The organism is Mesorhizobium sp. WSM4976 (assembly GCF_029625685.1).
GTDB lineage: Bacteria > Pseudomonadota > Alphaproteobacteria > Rhizobiales > Rhizobiaceae > Mesorhizobium.
Map to the genome: position 1 here is coordinate 18,518 of NZ_JARTVT010000022.1, position 16,089 is coordinate 34,606.

A 16,089-nucleotide genomic window follows, 5' to 3' on the forward strand; every position below is an offset into this window, starting at 1 on the left:
AGGAACATTCGATGAGCTTGGTCGAGACAGATGATGTCGAAAGCAGTGAGAGCGTTTCGCTGCACCAGCGCATCCTTTCCGACATCCGCGAAAAGATCTTGTCCGGCGGCTGGGCGCCCGGACATCGCATTCCATTCGAGCACGAGTTGACGGCTCACTACAATTGCTCGCGCATGACGGTGAATAAAGCGCTGTCGCAGCTAGCCAAGGCCGGACTGATTGAACGCCGGCGCCGCTCCGGCAGTTTCGTGCGCCAGCCGCAGTCGCAAGCTGCAGTGCTCGAACTGCACGACATCCGGATCGAGGTCGAGGCGCTCGGGCTGCCCTATCGCTATGAGCGGCTGAAGCGCCTCAAGCGGCGAAGCAGCGCCGAGGACCGTTCGCTGCTAGGACTTTCCGCGCCGGGTCCGGTGCTTGCGCTGGAAAGCCTGCATTTTGCCGGCGAACGGCCGTTCGCCCTGGAGCAGCGGCTGATCAACCTTTCAGCCGTGGCCGAGGCGGGCGAGGAGGAATTTCTCGACATCGCGCCTGGCCCCTGGCTTATCGGCCGCGTGCCGTGGAGCGAAGCCGAGCATCGCATCCGCGCCATGGCCGCCGACGAGAATATCGCCGACGCGCTCGACATCGATGCGGGCGCGCCCTGCCTGGTGGTCGAACGCCGCACCTGGAGCGCCGAGCACCCGGTGACGCATGTGCGCTTCATCTATCCGGCGGAGAGCCACACGCTGGTGGCAAGGTTCACGCCATCGCAAGGGTGACTCCCCCCTCACCCAGCCCTCCGCTTCGCTCGGCTGACCTCTCCCCGCCGGGAAAAGGAGTCGGTCAGCGCCGGCGCAAATCTCTTCTCCGCACCGGGTGAGAAGGTGGCCGCGAAGCGGCCGGATGAGGGGAGTGGCGCCTCAGATCGCCGCCGTAATAATAATTTCCACCAGATATTCGGGGCCGGCGAGCTTGGCTTCGCCGGTGGCGCGGGCCGGGGTGTGGCCCTGCGGCACCCATTTGTCCCATTCGGCGTTCATCTCGGCGAAGGTGCCCATGTCGGCCAACCAGATGATCGCCTGGACGATCTTGGTCTTGTCGGTGCCGGCCTTGGCCAACAATTCGTCGATGGTCTTCAGGATGTCGCGCGTCTGCGACGCCACATTGCCGCCGGGCTGGCCAACCTGGCCGGCCAGATAGACGGTGTTGCCGTGGATGACGATCTGGCTCATGCGCGGGCCGACATCGATACGACGAATGCTCATTGCAGGGTTCCTTCCTTTTCAGAGTCGCGCCTGTTTAGAGTCCATGCCGGCTTCGGGCAAGGCCGGGGCGGCGAAACCAATTGAGCCATTTGTCCGATCCGCGCCCACCGCGTACACGGCGAGTTGACCGCTTGTAAAACAATTCCGCTAGGGCGGCGTGTTGACTAATGTAATAACATCACATATCGACAGCATACTCGAATTCGCGGACCGACGTCTCATGACCAATGCCTCCCTGACCTTCCGCGACCTGACGCTCGGCTATGGCAGCCATCCGGCGATCCACCATCTCAACGGCATTGTCCGCAAGGGCTCGCTGACCGCGGTGGTCGGCGCAAACGGTTCGGGCAAGTCGACGCTGATGAAGGGCATCGTGGGCGCGCTGAAGCCAATGGAAGGCGCGGTGGTCCACATGCCGGGCGCCCGCACCGCCTATCTGCCGCAGCAATCGGAGCTGGACCGCTCCTTTCCGGCGCGCGTCGTCGATCTGGTCTCGCTCGGCCTGTGGCCGAAGCGCGGCATGCTTGGCCGCTATACGAAAGAGGATCGCGAGTCGGTCAGCAAGGCGTTGATGGCGGTCGGGCTCGGCGGCTTCGAGAAGCGGCCGATTGACACGCTGTCCGGCGGCCAGCTGCAGCGCACGCTGTTTGCCCGCGTGCTGCTCCAGGACGCCGACCTCATCCTGCTCGACGAGCCCTTCAACGCAGTCGACGCCAAGACCGTCGGCGACCTGATTGCGCTGATCAAGCGCTGGCATGGCGAGGAGCGCACGATCATGGTCGTGGTCCACGATCTCGATCTCGTGCGCCAGAACTTCCCGGAGACGCTGTTGCTTGCGCGTCAGCCGGTGGCTTGGGGCGACACAAAGGAAACGCTGCGGCCGGAAAATCTGCTCAAGGCACGGCGTTTTCATGAGGCATGGGAAGAAAACGCACCGTGGTGTGAACCGAGCGAGCATGATCATACTCATGACCATGATCACGACCATCTCGATCATGGGCATGATCACCGGCACGGCTCCGGACCGAGGGCGGCGTGATGGACTTCCTCTACGGCCTGCTCATCGCCCCCTTTGCCGATTTCGCCTTCATGCAGCGCGCGCTGTTCGGCTCACTGATGCTGTCGCTCGGCGCTTGCCCGGTCGGCGTCTTCCTGATGCTGCGGCGCATGAGCCTGTCAGGCGACGCCATGGCGCATGCCATCCTGCCGGGCGCTGCGGCCGGCTTCCTGCTCTATGGGCTCGAGATCCTGCCGATGACGGTCGGCGGGCTGATCGCCGGCATCATCGTCGCGCTCGGCGCGGGCGCCGTCTCGCGCTTCACCATCCAGCGCGAGGACGCCTCGATGGCGGCCTTCTATCTGATCTCGCTTGCCGTCGGCGTGCTGATGGTCTCGATCCGCGGCTCCAGCGTTGACCTAATGCATGTGCTGTTCGGCACGGTGCTGGCGCTCAATAATGAGGCGCTCGTCCTGATCGGCGGCATCGTCGTGGTGACGCTCGCCAGCCTCGCCATCTTCTGGCGCGCGCTGGTCGCCGAATGCCTCGACCCGTTGTTCCTGCGCTCGGTCAGCCGCATGGGCAGCCCGGTGCATTTCATCTTCCTCGGCCTTGTCGTGCTCAACCTCGTCGGCGGCTTCCAGGCGCTGGGGACGCTGCTCTCGGTCGGGCTGATGATGCTGCCTGCCGCCGCCGCCCGTTTCTGGACCGTGCGCGTGGAACCGATGTGCGTGCTGGCGGTGCTGATCGGCTTTGCCTCCTGCATCGCCGGACTCCTTCTATCCTACCACGCCTCGCTGCCCTCCGGCCCGGCGATCATCCTTTCGGCCGGTGTCGTCTATTTCGGCTCGATCCTATTCGGCACGCGCGGCGTGCTGCGCGCCCGCATCGTGCATCACCGCCACCGCACCGCCTGACGAATCTTCAAGCAAGGAGACTGTCTCCAATGAAATCCTTCCGTGCCGCGCTGACTTTGAGTGTTATAACATTAAGCGCCTTCGCGACCTCTTCTGCCTTCGCGGCGCCGCTCAAGGTCGTGGCGAGCTTCACCGTGATTGCCGATTTCGCGAAAAATGTCGGCGGCGACCGGGTCAACATCACCACCATTGTCGGGCCGGATGGCGACGCGCATGTCTATGAGCCTAGCCCGGCCGACGCGGTGGCGATGGCAGGCGCCGACGTCGTGCTGGTCAACGGGTTGCATTTCGAGGGTTTCCTGCAGCGCCTGGTCGACGCCAGCGCCACCAAGGCCGCGATCGTGACGCTGACCAAGGGCGTGACGCCGATCGATTTCAAGCCGGAATTCGCCGATGCCGATGCCGCCGAGGGCGCCGACACGAGCGGCGGCAAGACGGTCACCGATCCGCACGCCTTCCAGTCGATCGCCAATGCCAAGATCTATGTGAAGAACATCACCGATGCCTTCTGCGCGGCCGATGCCGCAGGCTGCACCGACTATAAAAACAACGCAGTCGCCTACACCCAAAAACTCAGTGCGCTGGAAGGCGAAGTGAGGGCTGCAATCCAGTCGATCCCGCAGGCGAAGCGCGTCGTCATCACCTCGCATGACGCCTTCGGCTATTTCGAACACGCATACGGCCTGACCTTCCTGGCGCCGCAAGGCATCTCGACCGATTCCGAGCCTTCCGCGGCCGACGTCGCCAAGCTGGTCGAGCAGGTGAAGCAGGACAAGGCTGCGGCGATCTTCGTGGAAAACATCACCAATCCGCGGCTGATCGAGCAGATTGCCGGCGAGACCGGCATCAAGGTCGGCGGCACGCTCTATTCGGATGCGCTGTCGGGATCGGACGGCCCGGCCTCGACCTATATCGACATGATGCACAACAACATCACGCAGATCAAAGGCGCGATCCTGGGTAGTTGATCAATCGAGCCTCCAACCGGGCGCGAAGCTGCCCGGTTGGATTTTTCGATCGGCCGTCGCTATTTGGCAGGGAATTCCTTCAATGCGGATTGCCGCCCCTCTCCCGGAGTGGCAAGACTGCCGCCAAAGAGATCGCGAGGACAACACCATGGAATACCGCCAGATCAGCGACGACTATTCGGTCTCCGGCCAAATCCAGCCGCAGGATATCGCAGCCATCAAGGATGCAGGTTTCAAAACTGTCATATGCAACCGGCCGGACAATGAACAGCCGGGCCAACCTTCGGCCGATAGCATCAAGGCCGCGGCCGAGGCCGCCGGGCTTGCTTTCCGCTATATTCCCGTCATCAGCGGCCAGCTCACCATGGACAATGTCGAGGACCAGGCCCAGGCGCTCGACGACCTCGAAGGGCCCGTGTTCGCTTATTGCCGCTCCGGCGCGCGCAGCGCCAACCTTTATGGGTTGATCCAGCAGCGGGGTTGAAGATCAACTTAGATCGGCAGCGCGCCGGTTTCCTTTAGCGTCTCCAGCACGATCGCCGTCTTCACGTGCTGAACGGATTCATGCGGCAGCAGAACGCCGTTGACGAACTCGGACAGGGATTTGAGATCGGGCGTCACCACCTTCAGGATATAGTCCATCTCGCCGGTGAGCGCGTGCGCCTCCTGGACCTCGGGGAGGCGGGCGACCAGCTCGCCGAAGCGACGGGCATTGTCGCGGTTGTGGGTCGCCAGGGTCACCGAGATGACGTTGACCAGCGAGAAGCCGAGGCGATCGCGGTCGAGCACGGCGCGGTAGCCCTTGATGTAGCCATCGTCCTCCAGCCGCTGACGGCGACGCGAGCATTGCGAAGGCGAGAGGTTCACGCGCTCCGAAAGATCACTGTTGGTGAAGCGCGCATCGTCCTGCAAAAGCGCCAATATCTTGCGGTCAAATTGATCAAGGCGCGCATCATCCATAAATATCTCTCCATTCATGCACAGTTTACGCACATCATGCGCATTTTTGGCGGTTGAATGCAAGCATCGTGCGGCGGCTCCGCGCTATTTTGGTGAAGATGGCCAAACCCGGCCGCACAGCTTTCGGAGGACTGCCATGGGCCCCTTCCCGCACGACGCACCGCCCGCGAAAATCAGCAAGCAAAATCCCGCCGGCACCGACGGTTTCGAATTCGTCGAGTTTGCGCATACGGAGCCCGCCAAGCTTGCCGACCTTTTCACCCGCATGGGCTATACGGCTGTGGCCAGGCATCGCAGCAAGGACATCACCGTCTGGCGCCAGGGCGACATCAACTACGTCGTCAATGCCGAACCCGGCTCGCATGCGATGAAGTTCGTCGAGAAGCACGGCCCCTGCGCCGCCTCGATGGCATGGCGCGTGGTCGATGCCAAGCACGCTTTCGACCATGCCGTCTCGAAGGGTGCAACGCCCTATGAAGGCGCCGACAAGGCGCTCGATGTGCCGGCCATCGTCGGCATCGGCGGCTCGCTGCTCTACTTCATCGAATCCTATGGAGACAAGGGCTCGGCCTATGACGCCGAATTCGAGTGGCTGGGCAAGCGCGACCCCAAGCCCGAAGGCGTCGGCTTCTATTTCCTGGATCACCTCACCCACAATGTCTATCGCGGCAACATGGACAAGTGGTGGGATTTCTACCGCGACCTGTTCGGCTTCAAGCAGATCCATTTCTTCGACATCGACGGCAAGATCACCGGCCTGGTCAGCCGCGCCATTACCTCGCCCTGCGGCAAGATCCGCATTCCGCTGAACGAATCCAAGGACGAGACCAGTCAGATCGCCGAGTACCTCAAGAGGTACAACGGCGAGGGCATCCAGCACATCGCCGTCGGCACGGACGCGATCTACGAGGCCACCGACAAGCTTGCAGACAATGGGCTGAAGTTCATGCCCGGCCCGCCCGACACCTATTACGAGATGTCGCATGAGCGCGTGCATGGCCATGACGAACCGATCGAGCGCATGAAGAAGCACGGCATCCTGATCGATGGCGAAGGCGTGGTCGACGGCGGCATGACCAAGATCCTGCTGCAGATCTTCTCGAAAACCGTGATCGGCCCGATCTTCTTCGAGTTCATCCAGCGCAAAGGCGACGAAGGCTTTGGCGAAGGCAATTTCCGCGCCCTGTTCGAGTCGATCGAGCAGGACCAGATCAAGCGCGGCGTGATCAAGCTGGGCGGCAAGGCGGCGTAGACAATCCGATTCGGATAGCTTGCGATACGAACAATTATGACCTAAATTATGGTCATACTGGATCGCATCCATGAATGTCTCCATCGCCGAAGCCAAGGCCAAATTGTCGGAACTCGTAAGCCGCGCGGAAGCCGGCGAGGAGATCGTGCTTACGCGCCATGGCAAGGTTGCCGCGCGTATTGTACCTCCGGAGGTGGTCGAGCCGCTTCCGCGTATCGGCGCCCTGAAGGGCAAGATCTGGATTGCGGACGACTTTGACGAACTCGGTCCCGAATGGGACGAGTACGTCAAATGACGACAGGCCCGTTTCTCGCCGATACGCATATTATCCTCTGGTCGATTTCGGACGATAGACGTCTCAGCGAACAACACCGCGCCATCCTGAACTCGGAAGCCATGGTGTTCGCGAGCGCGGCAAGCGTTTGGGAAATCGCCCTCAAACGATCAATTGGAAAACTTCAGGCGCCAGATGACCTGCCGGCATTGCTTCCGAGAATGCGGTTTCAGCCCCTCGCCGTTACCTTGCAGCATGCACACGCCGTCGGCGATCTACCTTCTCACCATGGCGATCCGTTCGATAGGCTGCTGATTGCACAGGCCCAGATGGAGAACCTGACGATCCTGACATCTGACTCGCATTTTGCTAGGTACAACGTTGCGCTAGGTTAACTTTCCAGCCGCAGCCGCTCGACCTCGTCCTTTCTCAGCTTGATGTCGTAGTCGAGCAGAAACTCATCCAATTGCGGCGGCGCCACCGAGGTGCCGGAGAGCATCGCATGCACCTGGCCGCGATGGTGGATGTCGTGCAGGAAGACGTGGGCGAGGATGTCGCCGACGCGTTCGGGGATCTTGCCGTCGTCGCGCCGGTCGGTGATGACGCGGCGGTCGAGATCGGCTTCCGACAGACCGTCGCAGAAGGCGACAAGCTTGCGGTCGAAATCGGCCTGCGCAGCCACCAGACTTGCCGCATCGCCGAACGGCGCGAAGTCGTCATAGGCCGCCGCGCCGAGACCGCCACCGGTCAGGAAATCGAGATAGAGAAGATCGACCGCGAGGATGTGATTGAGCGTCTCCCTGATCGATGGGAAAAAGCCGACGCGCCCGGCCTCGAATTCGCCGGGCTGCAGCGCGAGCACGGCGCGGTAGACCCGGTCGTTCGACCACAGATTGTTGCGCGCCATGCGGCGCAGATGCTCGAGCAGGGTCACCGTTTCGGCCTCCTCTCCCGGCTCGCGTCTATTTGACGTATTTCTCGACTTTCTGCTCGATGGCGCCGAAGATCGAATGGCCCGCTTTGTCCTTCATCTCGATACGCACCGTGTCGCCGAAACGCAGGAAGGGCGTCTTCGGTTCGCCGCTCTCGATGGTCTCGATCATGCGCAATTCGGCGATGCAGGAATAGCCGGCGCCGCCGGCCGAGACGGGTTTGCCCGGGCCACCATTCAGCTTGTTGGAGACGGTGCCGGAGCCGATGATTGTGCCGGCGGCGAGCGTCCGGGTCTTCGCGGCATGCGTGATAAGCGCCGGGAAGTCGAAGGTCATGTCAATGCCGGCGTTAGCGCGGCCGAAGGGCTTGCCGTTGAGATCGGCGAGCAGCGGCAAGCTGACCTTGCCGCCATCCCAGGCATCGCCCAGTTCGTCGGGCGTGACCGCGACCGGCGAGAAAGCCGAGGACGGTTTCGACTGGAAGAAGCCGAAGCCTTTCGCCAGCTCCGGCCCGGTGATGGCGCGCAGCGTCACGTCGTTGACCAGCATGACGAGGCGGATCGCCTCCCTCGCCTCTTCCAGGCTCGCGCCCATCGGCACATCGTCGATAATCACGGCGACCTCGGCCTCCATGTCCATGCCGAAGGCTTCGTCGGCCATGCGAATCGGATCGCGCGGCGGAACAAAACTATCCGAGCCGCCCTGGTAGATCAGCGGATCGGTCCAGAAGCTTGCCGGCATCTCGGCGCCGCGCGCCTTCCGCACCAGCTCGACATGGTTCACATAGGCAGAGCCGTCCGCCCACTGATAGGCCCGCGGCAGCGGCGAATGCGCATTGTGTTCATGGAAGCGCTCCGATGGTACCGCGTTGGTCTCGAGCGATTCCGCCAACGTCGCCAGATGCGGGGCAATGCGGCGCCAGTCGTCGAGCGCGGCCTGCAGCGTCGACACCAGGAAGGAGGCATCGGTGAACCGCGTCAGATCGCGCGAGACCACGACCAGCTTCCCGTCGCGCGTCCCGTTCTTCAAGGTGGCAAGCTTCATGCGGTTTCCTCTCCTCGCGCGGCTTTGGCGCCGCTTAGTTGTACAACAAGGCCGTCGCGGGCGATCGTCAAGTCACCCGGCCAAGTTTTCCTGACAGCGGCGACCCAATCGGCGTCGCCGATCGCTGGATCGTCGGCGGGAATGAGGTGATTGAGCACCAGTCTCTTCACCCCAGCATCGCTGGCGATGCGACCGGCTTCCTCGGCGAGGCTGTGGCTGGCGAAGAGGTGCTCGCGAAGCCGCGCGCCATTGCCGGTCCGGGCGACCAGCCTTTCCACCCCTTCTTCCAGCATGGCTTCGTGGACGAGGATATCGGCGCTACGCGCGAACTCTGCCAGCGGCGGGAAGAAGGCCGTGTCGGCCGAGAACGCCACGCTTGTGCCGCCATGCTCGAAACGCAGCGCAAAACAGTCGGTCACCGGCGGATGGTCAACGCGCAACGCCGTCACCGTAAGGCCGCCCTCTTCCACAACCGATCCTTCGCCGAATTCCTCGACTGAGACCAACCCCCTGATATCCGGCCGGCCCTCGTCGACGATACGGATGTCGATGTCGAATTCCATCGCCTCGCAGAAATGCCGCCAATAACGGCCGGTGCCGGGGGGGCCATAGACGGTCACCGGCGTGGCGAGGCCCGCCGTCCAAGCCGTGTGGATCAGCGGTCCAAGCTCCAGCACATGATCGGAGTGGAGATGGGTGACGAAGACCAGGTCAAGCGCCTTGAGGCTGATCCCGGCATCGGTCAGAGCGCGCGTGACGCCGAGCCCGCAATCGACAACAATGGTTCGTCCGCCGATCTCGAGCAGCGAGGAGCTCGGCCATGGTCCGCCCGGCCGGATCGCCGGACCGCCCTTGGAGCCGAGCAGGACGAGACGTTCCACCACCTTGCCGGCGCTCAAGACCAATCGCCCTCCGGCGTGCCATTGAAGCGCTTCTTCAGGTCGGCCCAGCAGTCGACGTAGTTCTCCTGCAAGGTGCCGAGCTCGGCGGCATAGCGCGTCAGCATCTGGGGAAAGCGCGTCTCAAACATGAAGGCCATGGTGTTGTCGAGCTTGACGGGCTTCAGGTCGGCCCGCGTCGCCTTCTCGAAACCCGACGCGTCCGGCCCATGCGCCAGCATCTGGTTGTGCAGGCTGATCCCGCCGGGGACAAAACCTTCTTCCTTGGCGTCGTACTGGCCGTGAATCAGGCCCATGAACTCGCTCATGATGTTGCGGTGGTACCAGGGCGGCCGAAAGGTGTTTTCCGCCACCAGCCAGCGCGGCGGGAAGATGACGAAGTCGACATTGGCGGTGCCCTCCTCGCCGCTTGGGGCCGTCAGCACGGTGAAGATCGACGGATCGGGATGGTCGAACAGGATGGCGCCGACCGGCGAAAACGTCGCCAGATCATATTTGTAGGGCGCGTAATTGCCGTGCCACGCGACGACGTCGAGCGGCGAATGGCCGAGATCGGTGACATGGAAGGTGCCGCACCATTTGACGATCAGCCGGCACGGCGTCTCCTTCTCCTCGAACCAGGCGCAGGGCGTCTTGAAGTCGCGCGGATTAGCGAGGCAATTTGCGCCGATCGGGCCGCGGTTCGGCATGGTGAACTTGGCGCCGTAATTCTCGCAGACATAGCCGCGCGCCTCCTTGTCGGCGAGCTCGACCTTGAAGACGAGTCCGCGCGGCAGCACGGCGATCTCGCCGGGCCGAAGCTCGATCACGCCCATCTCGGTGACGAAGCGCAGCGCGCCGACCTGCGGCACGATCAGCAATTCGCCGTCTGCGTTGAAGAAATGGTCGTCGACCATCGAGCGGTTGGCGACATAGACATGCGCGGCCATGCCGGACTGGCCGACCGCGTCGCCGGCCGTGGTGAAGGTGCGCATCCCGGAAATGAAGTCCGTCGGCTCGCTCGGCATCGGCGTCGGGTTCCAGCGGTATTGGCCGAGCGCCAACTCATGATCGCCGATATTGGGGCCTGTCTTCCACAAAGGGTAGCTAGCGCCCTTGAAGCGGCCGGTGTGTTTCACGCTCGGGCGGATGCGGTAGAGCCAGGAACGCTCATTGGTACCGCGCGGCGCGGTGAAAGGCGATCCGGACAGCTGCTCGGCATAAAGCCCATAGGCCGGGCGCTGCGGGGAGTTGCGGCCCTGCGGCAGCGAGCCGGGCAGCGTCTCGGTCTCGAAATCATTGCCGAACCCCGGCATGTAGGAAAAGCCCATCCGATCCTCCCTGATCCCGGTTCGGCCCTGCTAGGCAAAGGCTCGCCGACGATGTTGACCAAACTGGTTTCATTTGTAACCATCGAAAATGTAACTATCAACGACGCTGCGCCCATGGAATACGAAATCCTCGATCTTGAAAGCTTCCTGCCGTACCGGCTCTACCGGCTGGCCGATACCGTCAGCCGCGAATTTTCGAAGATCTACAAGGAGCGACACGGCCTGACGCGGCCGGAATGGCGCACACTCTCCGGGCTGGCTCAGCGCGGCACGATGACGGCGACGGAGCTCGGCGAGCAGTCAGCCATGCACAAGACCAAGGTTTCGCGCGCCGTGGCCGAGCTGGAGCGCCGCCGCTGGCTGACGCGCACGCCGGACGAGAAAGATCGGCGGGTCGAGCACTTGGCGCTGACCAAGGCGGGGCTCGCCGCCTATCGCGAGATGGTACCGCTGGCCAAGGCGTTCGAAAGGGAACTGCTGGCGAAACTCGGCAAAGAACAGCGCGTAGCGATCGTCCGCGGAGTGACGGCGCTGGAGAGGGCATTGGAAGGATAGTAGGCTGACAGGCGGGCGGGACAGATAGGGGCGTCAAGAATCGCGGCGCTTCCTAGCCTACCAATCCATCACCACCTTGCCCGAGCTGCCGCTCCGCATCGCGTCGAAACCGACCTGGAAATCGTCGATGCCGATCCGGTGCGTGATCAGCCCGGAAACGTCCAATGGTCCCTGCACAAGCGCGATCATCTTGTACCAGGTCTCGAACATCTCGCGGCCGTAGATGCCTTTCAGATGCAGCATCTTGAAGATGACCTTGTTCCAGTCGATCTCGAAACCGGTGGGCGCGATGCCCAAAATGGCGATCTTGCCGCCATTGTTCATGGTGTCGATCATGTCGCGGAAGGCGGGTGCGGCGCCCGACATCTCCAGCCCGACATCGAACCCTTCGCTCATGCCGATCGAGGGCATGACGTCACGCAGCTTCTCCTTCGAGGCGTCGATCACATGCTGCACGCCAAGCTTGCGCGCCAGATCCAGCCGGACCGGATTGATGTCGGTGATGACGACTTTTCGCGCGCCGACGCATTGCGCCACCAGCGCGCCCATGATGCCGATCGGGCCGGCGCCGGTGACCAGCACGTCCTCGCCGACGAGGTCGAAGGACAGGGCGGTGTGAACCGCATTTCCCAGCGGATCGAAGATGGCGGCGATCTCGTCCGGAACGTCGTCGGGGATCGGTACGACATTGTGCTGCGGGATAACCATATATTCGCCGAAGGCACCGGGGCGGTTGACGCCAACGCCCAGGGTGTTGCGGCAAAGATGGCCCCTGCCCGCGCGGCAGTTGCGGCAATGGCCGCAGACGATGTGGCCCTCGCCCGAGACGCGCTGGCCGACCTTATATTCGGTGACCGCGGCGCCGTAGTCGGCGACGGTGCCGACGAATTCATGGCCGGTCACCATCGGCACCGGCACCGTCTTTTGCGCCCACTGATCCCAATTGTAGATATGGACGTCGGTGCCGCAGATCGCGGTCTTCCTGACCTTGATCAGCACGTCGTTGGGACCGATCTCCGGCACCGGCACCTCTTCCATCCAGATGCCCGGCTCGGCCTTGGCCTTCACCAGCGCCTTCATCATGTTGGACATTCTTTTCTTCCTCGAATCGCTTGATCCGGGACCGTTTTTCAGCCCCAGCCGTTCACGAAATCACACCCAGCTCCCTGCCGACCTCGCCAAACGCCTCGACCGCCCGATCGATGTCGGTGCTGGAATGGGCGGCCGACATCTGCGTGCGGATGCGCGCCTGGCCCTTCGGCACCACCGGGAAGGAGAAGCCAATGACATAGATGCCGCGCTTCAGCATGCGCGCGGCCATCTCCTGCGCCAAGGCGGCGTCGCCCAGCATCACCGGGATGATCGGGTGATCGGCGCCGGCCAGGGTGAAGCCCAGCTTGCCCATCTTGGAGCGGAAGCGATCCGCATTGGCATATAGGCGCTGGCGCAGCGCGTCGCCATTGCGGACCAGGTCGAACACCTTGATCGAAGCGCCGGCGATGGCCGGCATCAGCGTGTTGGAGAAGAGATAGGGCCGCGAGCGCTGGCGCAGCCAGTCGACCACCTGCCTCTTGCCGGACGTGTAGCCACCGGAGGCCCCGCCCAGCGCCTTGCCTAGGGTGCCGGTGATGATGTCCACCCTGCCCTCGACACCGCAATGCTCGGCCGAGCCGCGGCCGTTCCTGCCGACGAAACCGACCGCGTGGCTGTCGTCGACCATGACCATCGCGTCGTACTTTTCGGCAAGATCGCAGACGCCTCGCAAATTGGCGATGATGCCGTCCATCGAGAACACGCCGTCGGTGGCGATCAGCCGGAAACGGCAGTCCTTCGCCTCCTTCAGCCGCGCCTCGAGATCGGCCATGTCGTTGTTGGCGTAGCGGAAGCGTTTCGCCTTGGAGAGCCTGACCCCGTCAATGATAGAAGCGTGGTTCAAGGCGTCGGAGATGATGGCGTCCTCCTCTCCAAGCAGCGTCTCGAACAAGCCCCCATTGGCGTCGAAACAGGAAGAGTAGAGGATGGTGTCCTCCATGCCGAGGAAGGACGAGATCGTCGCCTCGAGCTCCTTGTGCTCTTCCTGCGTGCCGCAGATGAAGCGCACCGAAGCCATGCCGTATCCGTAGCGGTCGAGCGCATGCTTTGCCGCGTCGCGCAGGTCCAGGCTGTCGGCAAGGCCGAGATAGTTGTTGGCGCAGAAGTTCAGCACCTTTTCGCCGCCGACCTCGATCTCGGCGGACTGCATGGAGGAAATCACCCGCTCGGATTTGTAGAGCCCGGCCGATTTCAGGCCCTGGAGCTCGCTGTCGATGTGGGAAAGGAATGCTTTGCTCATGGGTCCGGCCCTGTTCGGTTCGAGGCCGGACTGTCGCGCTATGGCTGCAAAAAATCCATCGCAAAAGCGACCGCTTCTGTGGCGTCGCCAAAGCCGGACGGCAATCCTTCGCAACGGCGCGACGGCAATGCGATCAAAAAGCTGTGCGCCGGAAAGGACATGATAACCATCTTGCGAGCTTTGTCGCGCCGCCATCATGGCGTCCAGCCTCTCTTGCCGAGCTGTTAACCCTTTCAAGGCAAGCGTTTTCCCGCCACGCATCCAAGGCAGGAATCCGTCGACCGGAGGGTCATTTAAATTATGTCGCAGCAGCCAGTGCAGAGCGTTTCGCGCAAGCTGATCCTGCTCATCAAGACCGGCTACTGGCTGGCGCTCGCCATCATTGCCGCCATGGTGGTGGCCTCCTTCATTCTTCTGCAGCAGTTGATGGCGCAGCAGCAGCACAATGATGCCCTGCTCGACATCGTTTCGACGCAGAAGGCGCTGTCGCAGCGCATCGTCTTCCTGGCAAGCGCTACGGGCGCCGCCTCGCGCGACAAGCAGCCGGCGCTGGTCACCGCGCTCAAGCAGGCGACCGGCGAATTTGAAACCAGTTACGACCGGCTGCTCAAGGAGACCGGCGCCGATCCGTTGTCGCCGGCACGCAACGATCCGAAGTCGATCGAATATGTGCTGTTCAACAAGCCGTTCCACCTCGATTATTTCTCGGTCGGGCTCGTCGCAAATGGCGACCGGCTGGTCTCGTCCTTCGAGTCGCAGCTCGGCATGCAGAGCGACGGCTACAAGGCCGGCGGTGAACGCGCCGGCCTCGATGCTGCCGTCGCCAATGCGACACTGTCGGGCTACGCCGCGCTCGGCCAGCGCATCAGCGCCTTCGCCGACGCGCAGTCCAGCAAGATCCTCGACCTGCACCGCACGCTGTTCTTCGCCACCCTCGGCGTCATCGTGCTGGTGGCGTTGTTCATCTTCCGGCCTATGTCCAACGCCATCCTGCGCAAGACGCGCGAGCTGGTCGACGCGCGCAATTCCATGGCCTTCATCGCCGTGCATGACGGCTTGACCGGTCTTCACAACCGCACCTTCCTCACCGACCATTTCGACACCCTGATCAAGGGGGCGCACCGGCGCCGGGAGCGCCTGGCGGTGATCCAGTTCGATCTCGACCGCTTCAAGCAGATCAATGATACGCTCGGACACGCCGCCGGCGACTATGTGCTGGTGGTAACGGCGCAGCGTATGCGCGATTCCTGCCGGGCGTCGGACCTCTGCGCGCGGCTCGGCGGCGACGAGTTCGTCATGATCCTCAACGGGGCCGGCACCACCGAGGACATCCATGCGCTGGCCAAGCGCATCCTTGGCGAAATCAACGAGCCTATCACGTTCCAGGGCACGACCATCATGCCTGGCGCCAGCGCCGGCATAGCGGTCTATCCGGTCGATGCCGATAATGCGCAGGACCTGCTCGTCCATGCCGACCTAGCTCTCTATTCCGCCAAGAAGCTTGGCGGCGGCAATTTCTCCTTCTTCTCGGAGGAGCTGCGGCGCGAGCTCGACTACCGCAAGCAACTCGAACAGGACATCCGCACGGCGATCGCCGACCGGAGCTTCGAGGTCTATTTCCAGCCGCAGGTGTCGCTGACCAGCGGCAAGATCGGCGGCATCGAGGCGCTGGTGCGCTGGAAGCACGCCACCCGCGGCATGATCTCGCCCGGCGAGTTCATTCCCGTCGCCGAGAAATGCGGCTTCATGCCGGATATCGGCCGCATCGTCATCAGCAAAGCGATCAACGAGGCGGCCGAATGGGACCGCGCCGGCATCGATTTCGGGCGCATCGCCGTCAATGTCTCGGGCACGGAGCTGCGCGAGCCTGATTTCGACACGTTCCTGTTCGGCACGCTGGAGCGCGCCGGACTGGCGCCACAGAAGCTTTCGCTGGAGATCGTCGAGTCCGTCATCCTTGACGACGAGAAGACGGGCATCGCCGCCAAGCTCCGCCACATCCGCGCCGCCGGCGTGCATCTGGAGCTGGACGATTTCGGCACGGGCTATGCTTCGCTAAGCCATGTCAACCCCAACGAGATCGACCGGCTGAAGATCGACCGCCGCTTCGTCCAGAACATCAACGAGAACGGTGACAACAGCAAGATCGTGCGCGCCATCACGGAGCTTGCCCGGGGGCTGGGCATCTCGATCGTCGCCGAGGGCGCCGAGACCGAGGCCGAGCTCGACTCGCTGATGGCGATCGGCTGCGACCAGGTGCAGGGCTATTCCATCGCCTTCCCGATGCCGCAAGACAAGGCGCGCGAATGGCTGGCGGCACGCAGCCCGAAGAAGGCGAAGCTCAAAGTGCTGCAGGGCAGCTTGGGCTAACACTTTCGCCAACAAACCAACCAGGCGGCCTATCG

The 16,089-nt window shown here is 62.9% G+C and carries 18 protein-coding genes; 10 read left to right on the plus strand and 8 right to left on the minus strand.

Annotated elements, in window-relative coordinates; all coding sequences use genetic code 11:
* The first annotated feature begins 11 nt into the window (after positions 1-11).
* Complete coding sequence (hutC, locus tag P9272_RS24705; protein WP_278162550.1) at positions 12-758, plus strand: histidine utilization repressor; 747 nt, start codon at positions 12-14, stop codon at positions 756-758.
* Between the two features lie 141 nt (positions 759-899).
* On the opposite strand, the gene P9272_RS24710 is transcribed toward hutC, so the two are convergent.
* Entirely contained in the window at positions 900-1,244 is a 345-nt protein-coding gene (locus P9272_RS24710) for a RidA family protein (protein WP_128259402.1), read from the minus strand.
* A gap of 220 nt (positions 1,245-1,464) precedes the next feature.
* Here P9272_RS24710 and aztA point away from each other — a divergent pair, with 220 nt between their 5' ends.
* The 4 genes from aztA (at position 1,465) to P9272_RS24730 (ending at position 4,610) form a co-directional block, all read left to right on the plus strand.
* Positions 1,465-2,283: a zinc ABC transporter ATP-binding protein AztA gene (aztA, locus tag P9272_RS24715; RefSeq protein WP_128259403.1), complete on the plus strand. Its 819-nt coding sequence runs from the start codon at positions 1,465-1,467 to the stop codon at positions 2,281-2,283.
* Positions 2,283-3,158: a zinc ABC transporter permease AztB gene (gene aztB / locus P9272_RS24720; protein ID WP_128259404.1), complete on the plus strand. Its 876-nt coding sequence runs from the start codon at positions 2,283-2,285 to the stop codon at positions 3,156-3,158. The genes aztA and aztB overlap by 1 nt, the downstream gene beginning before the upstream one ends.
* Positions 3,159-3,187: 29 nt before the next feature.
* Positions 3,188-4,126, plus strand: coding sequence for a zinc ABC transporter substrate-binding protein AztC (gene aztC / locus P9272_RS24725; RefSeq protein WP_278162552.1), 939 nt, complete (start codon positions 3,188-3,190; stop codon positions 4,124-4,126).
* 148 nt (positions 4,127-4,274) lie between these two features.
* A complete protein-coding gene (locus P9272_RS24730) occupies positions 4,275-4,610 on the plus strand; it encodes a TIGR01244 family sulfur transferase (protein ID WP_128259406.1) in 336 nt (111 codons plus the stop codon).
* Positions 4,611-4,618: 8 nt separating this feature from the next.
* Here P9272_RS24730 and P9272_RS24735 read toward each other — a convergent pair whose 3' ends face one another.
* Positions 4,619-5,086: an Lrp/AsnC family transcriptional regulator gene (locus P9272_RS24735; RefSeq protein ID WP_278162553.1), complete on the minus strand. Its 468-nt coding sequence runs from the start codon at positions 5,084-5,086 to the stop codon at positions 4,619-4,621.
* A gap of 136 nt (positions 5,087-5,222) precedes the next feature.
* Here P9272_RS24735 and hppD point away from each other — a divergent pair, with 136 nt between their 5' ends.
* From hppD to P9272_RS24750, 3 genes are all read left to right on the plus strand, one after another.
* Positions 5,223-6,338, plus strand: coding sequence for a 4-hydroxyphenylpyruvate dioxygenase (hppD, locus tag P9272_RS24740; RefSeq protein ID WP_278162554.1), 1,116 nt, complete (start codon positions 5,223-5,225; stop codon positions 6,336-6,338).
* Between the two features lie 70 nt (positions 6,339-6,408).
* The gene (locus P9272_RS24745) at positions 6,409-6,633 is read left to right on the plus strand and encodes a type II toxin-antitoxin system prevent-host-death family antitoxin (protein WP_128259409.1); all 225 of its coding nucleotides are present in this window, start codon (positions 6,409-6,411) and stop codon (positions 6,631-6,633) included.
* On the plus strand, positions 6,630-7,007 hold the full coding sequence (locus tag P9272_RS24750; protein WP_278162555.1) for a type II toxin-antitoxin system VapC family toxin: 378 nt from the start codon (positions 6,630-6,632) through the stop codon (positions 7,005-7,007). Before P9272_RS24745 ends, P9272_RS24750 begins: the two co-directional genes overlap by 4 nt.
* Here the strand turns inward: P9272_RS24750 and P9272_RS24755 are convergent.
* The 4 genes from P9272_RS24755 to hmgA are packed head-to-tail and all read right to left on the minus strand — an operon-like array spanning position 7,004 to position 10,797.
* Positions 7,004-7,546: a DinB family protein gene (locus tag P9272_RS24755; protein ID WP_128259411.1), complete on the minus strand. Its 543-nt coding sequence runs from the start codon at positions 7,544-7,546 to the stop codon at positions 7,004-7,006. The two genes, P9272_RS24750 and P9272_RS24755, sit on opposite strands and share 4 nt — an antisense overlap.
* Before the next feature lie 28 nt (positions 7,547-7,574).
* A complete protein-coding gene (locus P9272_RS24760; RefSeq protein WP_278162556.1) occupies positions 7,575-8,588 on the minus strand; it encodes a fumarylacetoacetate hydrolase family protein in 1,014 nt (337 codons plus the stop codon).
* On the minus strand, positions 8,585-9,487 hold the full coding sequence (locus P9272_RS24765; protein ID WP_278162557.1) for an MBL fold metallo-hydrolase: 903 nt from the start codon (positions 9,485-9,487) through the stop codon (positions 8,585-8,587). The genes P9272_RS24760 and P9272_RS24765 overlap by 4 nt, the downstream gene beginning before the upstream one ends.
* Positions 9,484-10,797, minus strand: a complete 1,314-nt coding sequence (gene hmgA, locus P9272_RS24770; protein WP_128259414.1) for a homogentisate 1,2-dioxygenase — start codon at positions 10,795-10,797, stop codon at positions 9,484-9,486. Before hmgA ends, P9272_RS24765 begins: the two co-directional genes overlap by 4 nt.
* Positions 10,798-10,911: 114 nt before the next feature.
* On the opposite strand from hmgA, the gene P9272_RS24775 reads away from it, so the two are divergent.
* Positions 10,912-11,352: a MarR family transcriptional regulator gene (locus P9272_RS24775; RefSeq protein WP_128259478.1), complete on the plus strand. Its 441-nt coding sequence runs from the start codon at positions 10,912-10,914 to the stop codon at positions 11,350-11,352.
* A gap of 57 nt (positions 11,353-11,409) precedes the next feature.
* Here P9272_RS24775 and tdh read toward each other — a convergent pair whose 3' ends face one another.
* Together tdh and P9272_RS24785 are read right to left on the minus strand one after the other, a co-directional pair.
* Complete coding sequence (gene tdh / locus P9272_RS24780; RefSeq protein WP_128259415.1) at positions 11,410-12,444, minus strand: L-threonine 3-dehydrogenase; 1,035 nt, start codon at positions 12,442-12,444, stop codon at positions 11,410-11,412.
* A 52-nt stretch (positions 12,445-12,496) separates the two neighbouring features.
* Positions 12,497-13,684, minus strand: coding sequence for a glycine C-acetyltransferase (locus P9272_RS24785; protein WP_128259416.1), 1,188 nt, complete (start codon positions 13,682-13,684; stop codon positions 12,497-12,499).
* Positions 13,685-13,984: 300 nt separating this feature from the next.
* On the opposite strand from P9272_RS24785, the gene P9272_RS24790 reads away from it, so the two are divergent.
* Complete coding sequence (locus P9272_RS24790; protein ID WP_278162559.1) at positions 13,985-16,054, plus strand: EAL domain-containing protein; 2,070 nt, start codon at positions 13,985-13,987, stop codon at positions 16,052-16,054.
* Positions 16,055-16,089: the final 35 nt, after the last annotated feature.

Excerpts from the sequence above, each read along its gene's own strand:
- hppD (WP_278162554.1), top strand. The coding sequence starts at position 5,223 with ATGGGCCCCTTCCCGCACGACGCACCGCCCGCGAAAATCAGCAAGCAA.
- P9272_RS24785 (WP_128259416.1), bottom strand. The coding sequence starts at position 13,684 with ATGAGCAAAGCATTCCTTTCCCACATCGACAGCGAGCTCCAGGGCCTG.
- tdh (WP_128259415.1), bottom strand. The coding sequence starts at position 12,444 with ATGTCCAACATGATGAAGGCGCTGGTGAAGGCCAAGGCCGAGCCGGGC.
- hutC (WP_278162550.1), top strand. The coding sequence starts at position 12 with ATGAGCTTGGTCGAGACAGATGATGTCGAAAGCAGTGAGAGCGTTTCG.
- P9272_RS24775 (WP_128259478.1), top strand. The coding sequence starts at position 10,912 with ATGGAATACGAAATCCTCGATCTTGAAAGCTTCCTGCCGTACCGGCTC.
- P9272_RS24790 (WP_278162559.1), top strand. The coding sequence starts at position 13,985 with ATGTCGCAGCAGCCAGTGCAGAGCGTTTCGCGCAAGCTGATCCTGCTC.
- P9272_RS24730 (WP_128259406.1), top strand. The coding sequence starts at position 4,275 with ATGGAATACCGCCAGATCAGCGACGACTATTCGGTCTCCGGCCAAATC.
- P9272_RS24760 (WP_278162556.1), bottom strand. The coding sequence starts at position 8,588 with ATGAAGCTTGCCACCTTGAAGAACGGGACGCGCGACGGGAAGCTGGTC.
- hmgA (WP_128259414.1), bottom strand. The coding sequence starts at position 10,797 with ATGGGCTTTTCCTACATGCCGGGGTTCGGCAATGATTTCGAGACCGAG.
- aztA (WP_128259403.1), top strand. The coding sequence starts at position 1,465 with ATGACCAATGCCTCCCTGACCTTCCGCGACCTGACGCTCGGCTATGGC.
- aztB (WP_128259404.1), top strand. The coding sequence starts at position 2,283 with ATGGACTTCCTCTACGGCCTGCTCATCGCCCCCTTTGCCGATTTCGCC.
- aztC (WP_278162552.1), top strand. The coding sequence starts at position 3,188 with ATGAAATCCTTCCGTGCCGCGCTGACTTTGAGTGTTATAACATTAAGC.
- P9272_RS24735 (WP_278162553.1), bottom strand. The coding sequence starts at position 5,086 with ATGGATGATGCGCGCCTTGATCAATTTGACCGCAAGATATTGGCGCTT.
- P9272_RS24745 (WP_128259409.1), top strand. The coding sequence starts at position 6,409 with ATGAATGTCTCCATCGCCGAAGCCAAGGCCAAATTGTCGGAACTCGTA.
- P9272_RS24710 (WP_128259402.1), bottom strand. The coding sequence starts at position 1,244 with ATGAGCATTCGTCGTATCGATGTCGGCCCGCGCATGAGCCAGATCGTC.
- P9272_RS24750 (WP_278162555.1), top strand. The coding sequence starts at position 6,630 with ATGACGACAGGCCCGTTTCTCGCCGATACGCATATTATCCTCTGGTCG.